Below are 12,435 nucleotides of genomic sequence, written 5' to 3' on the forward strand. Positions count from 1 at the left end.
GCGCCTCACTCAATTTGGAAAATACTTTTATTAGATGCTCATCTTAACTCTTTCAAGTACTTCCTGCTCCTTTGTTAATCCATATGGTAAGCATAGTGGCAGCCCTGTACGCGGATCAGGAATGATATCACTTTTTACTCCGAATACTTCCTCAAGCACTTCCTCGGTCATGACCTCAAATGGTGTTCCGCTTTTCACAACTGTCCCTTTTTTGATCGCGACAATATGGTGTGCATAACGACTTGCATGATTTAAATCATGAACAACCATAACAATCGTCCGACCTTGTTCTTTATTTAATTTTTCTAGTATCGTTAATACTTCAATTTGATGGGCCATATCAAGAAATGTCGTCGGCTCATCTAGAAATAAAATCGGTGTCTCCTGTGCCAACGCCATCGCAATCCAAGCACGTTGACGTTGACCACCTGACAATTGGTCAATAGGACGATCGGCAAATTCAACAATTCCTGTCATTTCCAATGCTGAATAAATAATTTCCCGATCAGCATTTGTTAAAGCTGCCATCCCACGCTGATGTGGAAACCGGCCAAATGTAACGAGCTCATAAACCGTTAATCCCTCTGGTGCAGTTGGATTTTGAGGTAAAATCGCTAATTGCTTAGCAATCTCCTTTGTTTTTTGCGTATGAATCGCTTTTCCATCTATCGTTACAATTCCACTTTTCGGCTTCATTAACCTGGCGATTGTTTTTAAAATCGTTGACTTTCCTGAACCGTTCGCACCGACTAAAGCAGTAATTTCACCATTTGGAATGACAATATTTAAATCCTTTACGATTAACCGTTCTTCATATCCTATATTTAAATTTTCAGTCGTGATCACGTTTATCACCTCTGCCTTCTAAAAAATACATTGTTGCCTTGCTAGAAAATATAAAAAATTTCGATACTAATAAAAGCAATCTTAAATTTCATACAGCTATATTAATCTCTCTCGATTTGTATTTGCAATAATTACAAACTTCTGTTCTTCATCTAACGGTATGAAAAAAATGTGGATACACCTAATGTTCTTGCATAAATCATACCAAAAAAACTTCCCTAGTACAGGTTAATGACTATCACCTAAGCTTAAATACAACTGTTGGTATTGATAATCATTATCACCATCTATAATATCAACCCTCTCATTAATTGTCTATATGATTCGAGTTCTTTTCCCCAATTGACTTTGAGAGGGAGATGCTATCTTGTTTTTACATAAGGGTATAAGATTTTTTGTAACTTTATAACTAGAAAATACAAGCAGGAATTATCCTAAATATATCGAAAATTGAATGATGGGATTTTGGGAATAATTAAATTTGGCGTAACACCTTATCAGGTGGCGTGACGACTTAATTATTCCCCCCTTTTTAAATCTGTTTTAAAGCTTTTATTTCTAAAGCCTCCACGAAGCAGAGTAATATTAACGTGTACATCCAAATCTGCTCTTGCAAATTCTTTATCCCAATCAGCTTTTACTTCCTTAAACTTTTTTGGATTTGTTTGATTTAATCGATCGCCGAATCCATAAATATCACTGCCAAAGTCTTCTTGAACTTTCTTTATGGAATCAGTTATTCCTTTTTTTACTTGCTTGTTCAAGTTTTTTTCATAATCCTTATAAACATCCAAATTTGTTAAATCTCTCGTACATTCATTTCCTTGAATATTTGCTTCTCCGTATATATCGACATGAAGCTTAGGCATATTATGCTTATATGTCGTCTTTATGTTCGTTTTCGTTCGGATAATTCGAAGATCTAAGAACGTTTCATCTTCTTTCTTCTTCTCATTACAAGGAACAGCTATACTTGTTTGTTGTAGTCTTTGCGTCCAAAAGTAGTTTCTTGTATCGGTAACTGTAAGTGAACCGACCATTTTATCCTTATTAAAAACAGCAAGTCCATCGATATAGACAAGTGCTTCCGGATCTAATGATTTGTTGTTTTCTGTTTTTTTCCCTTTATCAACATCCCCCTTTAGTTTAACAATAATCGCAACCGGGTTCCGACCTTTTGATATAATTGAGGAAATAAAATCAGTTAGTTTAACAGAAGGGTCACCGCCCCATTCCCTTTGCATTGATTCTGTTTGTTGATGCAGTATTAAGGATGGACTTTTTTGGATCGGATATACGATTCTCGTAAAATCTGCAGCCTGATCTCCTTTTGTAATAATGATTCTAAAATCATTGCGAAATTGTCCACTTCTTTCAAGGAAGTCTAAAAAACCGAGCAATCCTTTTTTAGCAATTTCTTCATTGATAAATAGAACCCTCGTATGGGAATAAACAAGCTGCTTCGTTAACCCGATATTCATTTTATTTGTCAGCTCGGCAATGGAATCCCCTTCAAGAGAATAAGTAATAACCGGGGCATCTCCTTGTGCACTCTGTTTTCCGAACTCTGCTGCATTTGCGACTTCAACAGTTAATTTATATTTTTTCTTTTCGCCCGGATCGACCGCAATCCCTGTCACGATCGATATATCATTTAACTCACGTCTATCCCAGCAACCTGTTAGAAAAACAATCATACATAAAAAGATAATAATGATCCTTTTATCCATTGTTTTCATCCCCTTTATTTGGACTAGGAGGCTTTGGCTGTGATTGATTTTTCATTTTAACCGGTGCTGCAGTTCTTAAATAGGACGGTCGTGTCGTGTTCGTCCAAAATGGAAATCGAGCAAATACATCCTTCTGATCCTTTAATTTAAAAGGAGCAACAGGTGTTAAATAAGGAACGCCAAATGACCGTAAGCCAACGAGATGAGTTACCATGACGACAAGGGTCAAAAGGATTCCGTATAACCCCATGATGGATGCCATGAGAATTAAAATAAAGCGGATTAATCTTGCTGCAATCGAAAAGTTAAAGACAGGTGATACAAAGCTTGCAATTGCAGAAAATGCAACAACAATAACTAATACATTTGACACTAATCCAGCTTCAACAGCCGCTTGTCCGATAACTAATGCCCCTACAATCGATAGCGTTTGTCCAACAACTCGAGGCATCCTAATTCCAGCCTCTCGCAAAACCTCAAATGTAAACTCCATAATTAACAATTCAATAACGGCAGGAAACGGCACACTTTCCCGTTGTGATTGTATATTAATTAGAAGTGTTGTTGGGATCAGCTCCTGGTGATACGTAACGATCGCTACATATAAAGAAGGTAAAGTTAACGTAATCATAAAGGATACATAGCGAATCACTCGAATAAAAGTTGTTAGAAAGTAAGGCTGATAATAATCCTCTGATGATTGAAAAAAATCCGTAAATACCGCTGGAGCAATTAAAACAAATGGTGTCCCTTCAAGAAAGATTGCAATTTTCCCTTCAAGAATATTTCCACTCGTACTATCAGGCCGCTCAGTGTTAAATAAAAGCGGAAAAAAAGTGTAGCTTGAATCTGTTATTAGCTCCTCGATATTCCCAGTATCTAATAGTGCTGATGCCTCAATTTTTTTTATCCGACTTCTTAGCTCTGATAAAATATCTTCATTTACAATCTCCTTCATATAACAAAGTGCAAGCTTCGTATTTGAATCATTTCCAACAACAAATTCCTCAAAGACTAACCGGGGATTTTTGATCCTTTTTCTCACTAGCCCCATATTTACTTGCATATCTTCAACAAAGCTATCTTTCGGTCCACGAACGATCGTCTGTGTACTCGGTTCCGTAATGGACCGCTTTTCCGTTCCTCCAATATTTAGCGCCAATGCTCGCTTACATTTATCTATCATTAATATCGCGGAACCATTTAACATTTCCCAAATGACCTGGCTTAATGAATCCACATATTCATAGGAAACAGCCGGAAAAAAAGTCTCTCTAATACTTTCTATACTTTTAACTTCTACATCTCTTTTATAGGCATCTCTTAATGGCTCAAGTATTTGCGAATTTAAATCATTTTTACTTAATGTAGTCGTTAAATAGCATAGATAAGCATCTTGGTGGCCAATTTTCAAAGGAACTTTTTTAAAATCTACTGTTTGATGAAAAACATTTTCTAAGCTTTTTATATTCTTTTCTAGAGCAGAATCATATTTTTTGGGGATATTTTCCTTATCAAAAAGCTCTTTTTCTGCAGTTCTATTGCTATATTTGTTTTTTCTCCTTTGAAACAATGCTGATAAAATGCTCATTGGTTAGACTCCTTCTTCTGTTTTTTCTTCGCCTTCCAAAGTAAAAAAGGAAGAATAAACAACGGGATTCCAAATTGTAACGGAAGATGGATATATAATGGAACAAACTTTAAACCTTCGATGATATGTTCCCGATAGCTACTAGCGATTTCAATTGATAAAAAAGCAATAATCGCTCCTAACGGAAGGGTAAATGAACGATGCGTTTTATTTGTTAACGCCTCAATCCCCTTCAATCCGCAATAAAAAAAGATACTGACCTTTACAATTACTCCGAACATAATCGTAAAGACGATTAAGATGTCTACTCGCTCAATAAAGTCTAATAGCGATATTTCCCGTGCGGCATTAAGCAATGGGAAATTTGTCCGCTCCTTTAAATTCACACCTAAAGTTGCAATTTGAATGATCGCACTATATGTTAATAAAAATCCACTTGTTAGGACTGCAATGATACTTGCTGAGGTCACTTTTTCATTTGTTATCACCTTTGAAAAAATACACATAAAAGCTATCGATTCACCAAAAGGAAAGATGATGATCCCTGGAAAGATTGCATTCATAACAGGCTTAAATCCATCCCCTAACACTGGCTGTAAATTATGGAAATCCATTTCACCTGATAATAATAAAAATAGCCCGATAAACACAATAAATGTGAGCACATATGGGAAAAACACTTCACTCGTTCGTCCTAATACTTCAACACCTTGGTGAAGAATATAAACAATCGTTAAAATCATTGTGATTGAGATAAACTCAATTGGTGTAAATTCAAAAATAGAGGAGACAATCAATTCATCAAAATCTCTTAATACCCTTGCTGATAAATACAAGAAGTAGATGACATAAAGGAAGATGAGCGGCTTACCTATCCATTTACCAAAGCAAAAAAGGATGATTTCAAATAGATTTTTGCCTGGTAGCTTTTTCAATATAAACAAATAAAACAAAATAATTGCCACTCCTATAATGGTTCCAATGATGACCGCTATCCAGGCATCACCCTTTGCTTCATTACCGATCCCAACTAAAACAGCACTTCCAACCTGAAAACCGATAATTAATATATATAACTGCCAAATCGATATTTTTTCTACATTTTCATTCATCTTACGATTGTTTCCTATTCTTTTTAATCTTTTCCTTTACATCTGAAACAACTGCAAATAGCAATCCGAATAGTAAAAATGAAGTTACCATCCATTCATTTGTCCCTTTATCAATTGAAATTAAATGGAGGTATTCTGTTAGTAAGTAACTTTTATAGATATAGATATCTCCGACCGAAGTAAGTGTTGATGTACATAAAAACAGTAGTATAAATATGAATGCTCTCAACCTCATCATCCTACTTTTATAAATTTCAATACGTTTTTCTCAAAACTTAATATGTGCAAAAGAAGGAAAAATTAGTCCATATGTGGAAATATGTAGGAAAAATTATTTTTTTGTCTATTGCATAGAACAATTGTCGAAACCATTTCAAAAATTAATAAAATCATTAATAATATAAATATTAGTTAATATCTTTTACAGGAGAATTAAAAAATGAATACAAATATTAACTCTGATTTATCATATAAAATTAATCTCGTTCGTAAATTGATGGTTGTCACCGCAGAAACAAAGGGGTTTACAAATCCAGAAACGATAAAATATAGCGAGGAATTGGACAAGCTTATTCTTGAAACACAGCTGATCGGCTATTACAATAAAGCTGCAGTTAATGGATAAAATCTAGATTAAGACCTTACATTTAGCTCCTCATCAAGATTGTCTTCATTTTAATAGCTATTACAAAATACAAATCCCTATCATTTATAACTATTAAGACTCCTTTATGTATAAGGAGAAGATATGAGCATCTGTTTTTAAAAAAAACCTTAGCCCATATAAGAGCTAAGGAATTTTTCACAAAAAATTTATTTGCTATCAAGATTTTCTTTATCTGACAAGCTGCCCCATGCTTCAACATTTTTTAAGCCTTTAATATTTGATACATGGAATACTGGATTCTTTCCGTTCTTTTTTTGCTTGATATAATCGTTTAGCGCTTTTATCGCAATATGGCCTAATAGCACAATCGCAATCATATTAATAATTGCCATTAGTCCCATCATTAAATCAGCTAGGCTCCAAACAAAGCTTAAAGAAGCAAGTGAGCCGAATGCAACCATTGCAACGACGGCAATTCGATAAATATTCAACCAAAGTTTATTAGTACTAATAAAATCAATATTTGTTTCACCATAGTAATAGTTTCCAACGACAGAACTAAAGCAGAACAATAGGACGATGATCGCTAAGAAAATGCCGCCCCATGAACCTAATAATTGATCTAATGCATTTTGTGTCAAGACAATTCCATCGCTTTCCTTTGACGTGTATAGTCCTGAAAACAAAATGATAAATGCTGTTGAGCTACAAATTAATAACGTATCAACAAAAACACCAAATGATTGGATTAAGCCTTGTTTAACGGGGTGTGTAACATCTGCTGTTGCAGCTGCATTTGGCGCACTACCCATTCCAGCTTCATTTGAAAATAAGCCGCGTTTAATCCCATTCATCATCGCTGCCCCTAAAGCTCCTCCAGCAACTTCACTTAGACCAAAGGCACTCTTAAAAATAAGAGCTATAACACTTGGAAGCTCTGTAATATTTACAATCATAATAAAGAGGGCAATGATAATATAACCGCCAGCCATGACAGGTACAATCACTTCAGATACCTTTGCAACGCTTTTTAATCCCCCGAAAATGATAATCGCTGTAATAACTGAAAGGACAACAGCAATTAAAACTTTATTTATCCCAAATGACTCATTTAATGCACTCGTAATTGTATTGGCTTGAACAGAATTAAATGCTAAACCAAAAGTTAAGGAAATTAATACCGCAAAAACAATACCCATCCACCGTGCATTTAACGCTCTTTCCATATAATAGGCTGGTCCACCACGGAACGTATCTCCATCTTTAACCTTGTAAATTTGTGCCAATGTGCTTTCGATAAATGCAGAGGCTGATCCTATTAAGGCGATCAACCACATCCAAAACACAGCCCCAGGACCACCTGTCGTAATTGCAATTGCAACACCGGCAAGATTTCCTGTCCCTACACGTGAGGCAGTACTAATACAAAATGCCTGAAACGATGATATTCCCTTTTTATCAGCGTTTACCCCTTCGCCTAACAAGCGAAACATTTCCGGAATCATCCGAAACTGAACAAATTTAGTACGAAACGTAAAATAAAGACCGATACCGATTAACATAATTATTAAAACATATGACCATAATAACGTGTTTGTTCCATTAATAATCGCTTCAATAATTTTCATTCGCAACACCTCTTATCTCTAATTGTATTCTCGACATTATAGAAATATCTATATAAAGTTATTATTTTACCATATATACTTCATTTTCGGAACTTCACACCTTTTTTCTGTAACCCTCCGTTAGACCCGATTGTAGATTTCTGCTTTAGGCATTTACGCAAGGAAGCAATAATATTCATAAATATAAAAAAGCTATTTGAGCATAGGTCTCCCCATACCAAATAGCTTTACTTTTTTATAACAAATTATAATCGTTCAATGATTCTATTGGCAGTTTGAACGCCATTTTCAATACAGTCTGGGATGCCGACTCCATAATAGGAACAGCCTGCTAGCATTAGCCCAGAATATGCTTCGCTTAACTTTTGCTCCAACGCTTGAACTGTTTGAGGATGTGTAATTTGATAAGTCGGCATATTATTAGACCAATTCGTTACAATGCTTTCAACAGGATAGGCTGTTAGCTGCATTGCTTTTTTCACATCAGCAAGTGCTACTTCAACTAGCTCTTGCTCACTCATCTTCTGAATAGCAGCAAAGGAGCGATGACTGCTTTTATAAAAGAGCCTTACAAGTAAATGATGATTTTTCGATGTATGTGACCATTTTTTACTTGTCCATGTACAAGCATTGCAGGATAATTCACTATCGTTAGCCGTAATAAACCCAGTTCCCTCTTTAGGAAGCAGGCTATCAGGCAGCTGAAATCCAAGGTATACACTAATTAGTGAGCTTGTTTTCAAGTTAGCAAAATGCTCTGTTAATTGCTTATCATTTAACAGTTGCTCTGCAGCATGGTGAGGAATGCTTAGCACGACGTAATCTGCCTCAATGACTTTGCCCTGTGAAGATACAATTTTATAGCGATCATTGATTTTCTCCAAGCTCTTTGCCTGCCAGCTTGTATGTACATCAACATCAACAAGCTTAGTCTCCATTGTATCAATTAATGTGCTTAAGCCATCCTTGAAGGATAGAAATTTCTTTTCCCCATTGCTTTGAAATTTTTCCTTATTTGCTTCAAACCCTTTTATAATACTTCCATAATTGTTTTTATACTGCAATACATACGGAAGGGTGGAAGCAATCGTTAAATCATGTAAGGACCCTGAGTAGACACCAGATAGTACAGGAGCAATTTGCTTTTCGACTATCTCATGTCCAAGAAAATATTCAAGAAAATCACCGATTGAATCATTTTCTGTAAATGACTCATTTTTCGTATAAAAGTCCTTTAAAGCTTCTACCTTTCCTTCTGCAGATACTAACGTACTAGAAGCAAGTGATTCAATACTTGCCGGTATCCCAAAAACAGAATCAGACGGAATCGGTTTGATCTCACCATCAGTAAAGATGAACGAGCTTCCTGTTGCATTGTATACAATCTCATTTTGCAAGCCAAGTTCATCTAAAAAAGAATCATTCACCTTCCGAGATACAATTGAATCTGCTCCCGTTTCCATAATAAACTCGCCTTTCTTTTCAGTGCGAATTTTCCCACCAAGATGGTCTGCTGCTTCCACTAAAACCAATTGAACATCTGATTCATTTTCCGTTTTCCACTTTTGCAGCTCATACATCGCTGATAAGCCAGTTATACCTCCACCTATTACTAAGACTGTTTTCATAGCATACACCTCTAATTTAGCCATTTCATAACAAATGTTCATTCTTTAAGCTCTTTCGTAAGCTTGTTGCCTTTGATTAGTAGTCGTATTGGTGATTCCTTGTGCAGCCATATCCTACGCATCTCGACTTACTCTCTTAAAACAACAATCGTTTAGAAAAGGAGACTTCTTAAAAAACCCGTTATCACATACATATAGTATAAAATCTTTTTATCATTAAATTTGTGATATTTTTCACAATTTTATGTAAGCCTTTCATCATCTCTAACATAAAATAAGCATACCTTCTTATCTAATAAGTTGTCCACCCTGACACTTTACAAAGAAAAAGTTGAAAATTATGACTGTTTTTCCATTCATATCATAAAATGACAATGGTATGATATAGATAGATGGATTACATTTAATAGGGAGTGAAACTAAAGATTGAAGTATTATAGTAGTTTTATTACTGCAGTATTGCTTACAAGTCTTTCATATTTTTTAGGCGATATCTTTTTAACAAAAGGATTATCAATTTGGCATGCGATTATCATCGGGGCGTGTGTCGTCACTTTAGGAGCAGTCGTTGAAAAGCTTAATTCACCTATGTGGCTAATCATTTTAACCCCTTTCCCTGTAGGAATGGGCCTATTGTTCCTATTCTTAAACGAGTCTTTCATGCAATGGTTCATCACCTATGCTCTAACATTATTGATTTATGTCGTCATTCATGTTGTCGCAAGCAGACTTTTCCGGTTTCATTCTCTTATTCCTGCATGGAAGCTATCAAAATCTTAAACTGCTAATGAAAAGGCTGTTTCTAAGGGTCAGACCCCTTTAAAACAGCCTTTCACTATACTTATTCCCTCTCTAATATGCAATAGGTTGCTGCTAAAGCTTTCGTATGGGTAATGGAAAGATGAATTTTCTCATGATATTTTCCATAGATGAAAGCACGTGGCTGGCCGTTTTCCATCGGGATTACCTCAATATCCTTTAACGTTAACCTTTTTTGTATCCCGGTGCCAATCGCTTTACTGATCGCCTCTTTTGCAGAAAATCTCCCAGCTAGCCACTCTACCCTTCTTTGCTGATTTTTAATGTGTGAGAAAATAGCTGTTTCCTTTTCTGTGAGAATCAGCTTAATAAATTGATGATGATACCTTTCAAGCAGCCTTTCGATTCGTGAAGTTTCAACGATATCGAGCCCAATTCCTTGAATCATATTACTCCTCCACATTTTCGAAGTAATAGGTTACCTCTGCCTTTGCAACTACTTTGCCATCAACGCTTCCTTTAACTTCAACCTTTGCATATTGACCAAATTCTTTTATTTTTGTCGCCTCTGTAACAAGCTGATCCCCTGGTCTTACAAAATGGATAAATTTTGTCTTATCAACTCCTACTAAGAAGCCCTTTTCCTTTTCGGAAAACATCAGTCCACCAATTTGCGCCATCGCTTCAATAATTAATACCCCTGGAAATATTGGATTTTCAGGAAAGTGACCGTTAAAATAAGGCTCATTAAACGTAATGTTTTTATAGCCCTTTATCCATTTATCAGGCTCTCTTTCGACGATCCGATCAACAAGTAAAAACGGATAACGATGATTCAGCTTGGTCATGATCTCTTTAATATCCACAGTAACTCTCCTTTATACTAAACCTCGATTTGTTCATTAGTGATTTGCCTTGTTAGTTTTTCCACATATCTTTGCTCATCTGAACGGTGAAAGGCTTCCATATGGGTAATCCCACGAATCGGGATTGAAGAAACTCGGTACATATTTAATCCTGCCATAATTTCCTGATAGGAGATTAGCTTTAATTGCGATTCATAAAATGATAGCAATTCTTGTTTTCTATGAAACTGCTTCGTTATATTTACAACCGTATTTGGTCGTAATGGTGCCCACACCTCATATTCCCAAATCATTCGTTCGGCATTGCCATTTTCTTTTATACAGGCAAAAAACAATAGATTCGTCATAAAATGATCGCGATGGGTGTCATGGGAATGAGGAATAAAGACATCTGTTGGCTGAAATTCTTCCATTATGTCTATTAATTGACGACGTTTCGTTTCTTCTGGTATATAATCTCCATCCTTACAGCCAAGAAAAGAATAGGTAGCTCCTAGCTGCTCGCAAACTGTAGCTGCCTCCATCATTCTAATCTCAACAATTTCCTCGATCGTTTGCTCCCTTGATCTCCCTTTACTTCCGTCAGTTATAAAGACGATATGCACCGGATTTCCAACTTCAATATGCTTTACGATCGTTCCACCTGGTCCAATAATCTCATCATCTGGATGTGGGGCCAGAACTAGCACCCGCTTCCCTGTTGTGATTTTCATCAGCTGTGGCCGTTTATGTGTATCACTAAACGCTTCAAGAATTCGTTGCATAGACAACTTCCTTACTTTCCTTTTTCGTTAAATGAGCATTTGGGCGAAAATAAATCTCTTGTTCAGTACATGTTGGCTCTTGTTTCATGACAATCCGATATAAATCAGACATTGAAATTTTCCCTGTTACATAATCAACATAAGCTTTAACTTCCCGTTCAAATGCTGATTTTTTATAAAAATACAAAACATTTTCAAGTAGTTGGGGACGATTGATTTGCTTTCGGTGATCAAGATGAAAGGCTTTCGCTTCATCTAAATAGCGGAATTTACCACCTGCTTGATGAAACCGAAACGCGAGCTCATGATCCTCGACACCCCAGCCTTTAAACCGTTCATCAAAGCCATTCACTTGTTTAAACATTGAGATCGGAAAGGAAACATTCGCTGCAACCATACATACCCAAGACAATGCAGCTTGCTTGTTGCTCCATTCATAAAAATATCGTCCGAGATTAACGAGCAAGTCCTCCTCCTGGAAATTCGCTAATGTAGCAAAGTCAGCACCAGCATGCTTTTCTGCAATAAATCTCTCTACTTTATCACTAGAAATATTTAAGATTTCACCTATATAAATACCTTCTTGCTCCTGCTGTGCAGCTAAATGGTGCTCGATAAAACGAGGAAGGACGACCATATCATCATCTAAAAAGAGCACATATTTTGAACGAGCCTGCTGCATCCCTGTATTTCTCGCAGCGCTTCTTCCCCTATTTGCTTGGTGAATAACCTTCAACCAGTCATAGTCAAGCTGCTCCAAAAATAACCTTGTCCCATCTGTAGAACCATCATTCACAACATAAACAGTTGTGTCTCTTAAGCATGATTGCTTAGCTAATGCACCTAGCGCTTCCTCTAATCTTTCTCTCTGGTTATACGTTGGAATCACAATGCTTAACAACGA

13 protein-coding genes are annotated in these 12,435 nt (G+C 36.1%); 2 read left to right on the forward strand and 11 right to left on the reverse strand.

The window, feature by feature from the left end:
* Positions 1-30 precede the first annotated feature (30 nt).
* The 5 genes from ACTJJ9_RS02055 to ACTJJ9_RS02075 all read right to left on the reverse strand — a co-directional run bounded on the left by ACTJJ9_RS02055 (position 31) and on the right by ACTJJ9_RS02075 (position 5,508).
* On the reverse strand, positions 31-846 hold the full coding sequence (locus tag ACTJJ9_RS02055) for an ABC transporter ATP-binding protein (RefSeq protein ID WP_370877260.1): 816 nt from the start codon (positions 844-846) through the stop codon (positions 31-33).
* A 518-nt stretch (positions 847-1,364) separates the two neighbouring features.
* Positions 1,365-2,576 carry a Ger(x)C family spore germination protein gene (locus ACTJJ9_RS02060; RefSeq protein WP_186324132.1) on the reverse strand — a complete coding sequence of 404 codons (1,212 nt, stop codon included), beginning with the start codon at positions 2,574-2,576 and terminating at the stop codon, positions 1,365-1,367.
* Positions 2,569-4,167, reverse strand: a complete 1,599-nt coding sequence (locus ACTJJ9_RS02065) for a spore germination protein (protein ID WP_174879615.1) — start codon at positions 4,165-4,167, stop codon at positions 2,569-2,571. The genes ACTJJ9_RS02060 and ACTJJ9_RS02065 overlap by 8 nt, the downstream gene beginning before the upstream one ends.
* Positions 4,164-5,279 (reverse strand): endospore germination permease, encoded by a 1,116-nt coding sequence (locus tag ACTJJ9_RS02070; RefSeq protein WP_145581089.1) that lies wholly within the window; start codon positions 5,277-5,279, stop codon positions 4,164-4,166. The genes ACTJJ9_RS02065 and ACTJJ9_RS02070 overlap by 4 nt, the downstream gene beginning before the upstream one ends.
* Before the next feature lies 1 nt (position 5,280).
* Positions 5,281-5,508, reverse strand: coding sequence for a hypothetical protein (locus ACTJJ9_RS02075; RefSeq protein ID WP_145581090.1), 228 nt, complete (start codon positions 5,506-5,508; stop codon positions 5,281-5,283).
* A gap of 210 nt (positions 5,509-5,718) precedes the next feature.
* Between ACTJJ9_RS02075 and ACTJJ9_RS02080 the strand changes: the two genes are divergently transcribed.
* The gene (locus ACTJJ9_RS02080) at positions 5,719-5,904 is read left to right on the forward strand and encodes an aspartyl-phosphate phosphatase Spo0E family protein (protein ID WP_095300477.1); all 186 of its coding nucleotides are present in this window, start codon (positions 5,719-5,721) and stop codon (positions 5,902-5,904) included.
* 188 nt (positions 5,905-6,092) lie between these two features.
* Here ACTJJ9_RS02080 and ACTJJ9_RS02085 read toward each other — a convergent pair whose 3' ends face one another.
* Both ACTJJ9_RS02085 and hemG read right to left on the reverse strand, forming a co-directional pair.
* Positions 6,093-7,514, reverse strand: coding sequence for an alanine/glycine:cation symporter family protein (locus tag ACTJJ9_RS02085; protein ID WP_174879618.1), 1,422 nt, complete (start codon positions 7,512-7,514; stop codon positions 6,093-6,095).
* A 245-nt stretch (positions 7,515-7,759) separates the two neighbouring features.
* Entirely contained in the window at positions 7,760-9,142 is a 1,383-nt protein-coding gene (gene hemG / locus ACTJJ9_RS02090; protein WP_145581092.1) for a protoporphyrinogen oxidase, read from the reverse strand.
* Between the two features lie 426 nt (positions 9,143-9,568).
* On the opposite strand from hemG, the gene ACTJJ9_RS02095 reads away from it, so the two are divergent.
* Positions 9,569-9,922, forward strand: a complete 354-nt coding sequence (locus ACTJJ9_RS02095; RefSeq protein ID WP_095300470.1) for a hypothetical protein — start codon at positions 9,569-9,571, stop codon at positions 9,920-9,922.
* Between the two features lie 61 nt (positions 9,923-9,983).
* Here the strand turns inward: ACTJJ9_RS02095 and acpS are convergent, their stop codons facing one another.
* From acpS to ACTJJ9_RS02115, 4 genes are read right to left on the reverse strand one after another with little or no spacing between them, the layout of a single operon-like run.
* Entirely contained in the window at positions 9,984-10,349 is a 366-nt protein-coding gene (gene acpS / locus ACTJJ9_RS02100; RefSeq protein WP_095300468.1) for a holo-ACP synthase, read from the reverse strand.
* 1 nt (position 10,350) lies between these two features.
* Positions 10,351-10,767 carry a 3-hydroxyacyl-ACP dehydratase FabZ gene (gene fabZ / locus ACTJJ9_RS02105; protein WP_255451819.1) on the reverse strand — a complete coding sequence of 139 codons (417 nt, stop codon included), beginning with the start codon at positions 10,765-10,767 and terminating at the stop codon, positions 10,351-10,353.
* Positions 10,768-10,784: 17 nt separating this feature from the next.
* Entirely contained in the window at positions 10,785-11,531 is a 747-nt protein-coding gene (locus ACTJJ9_RS02110; protein ID WP_145581093.1) for a PIG-L deacetylase family protein, read from the reverse strand.
* Positions 11,515-12,432, reverse strand: coding sequence for a glycosyltransferase (locus ACTJJ9_RS02115; protein WP_186324133.1), 918 nt, complete (start codon positions 12,430-12,432; stop codon positions 11,515-11,517). The genes ACTJJ9_RS02110 and ACTJJ9_RS02115 overlap by 17 nt, the downstream gene beginning before the upstream one ends.
* Positions 12,433-12,435: the final 3 nt, after the last annotated feature.

This window comes from Metabacillus sp. 22489, from assembly GCF_052044855.1.
Classification (GTDB): domain Bacteria; phylum Bacillota; class Bacilli; order Bacillales; family Bacillaceae; genus Metabacillus; species Metabacillus niabensis.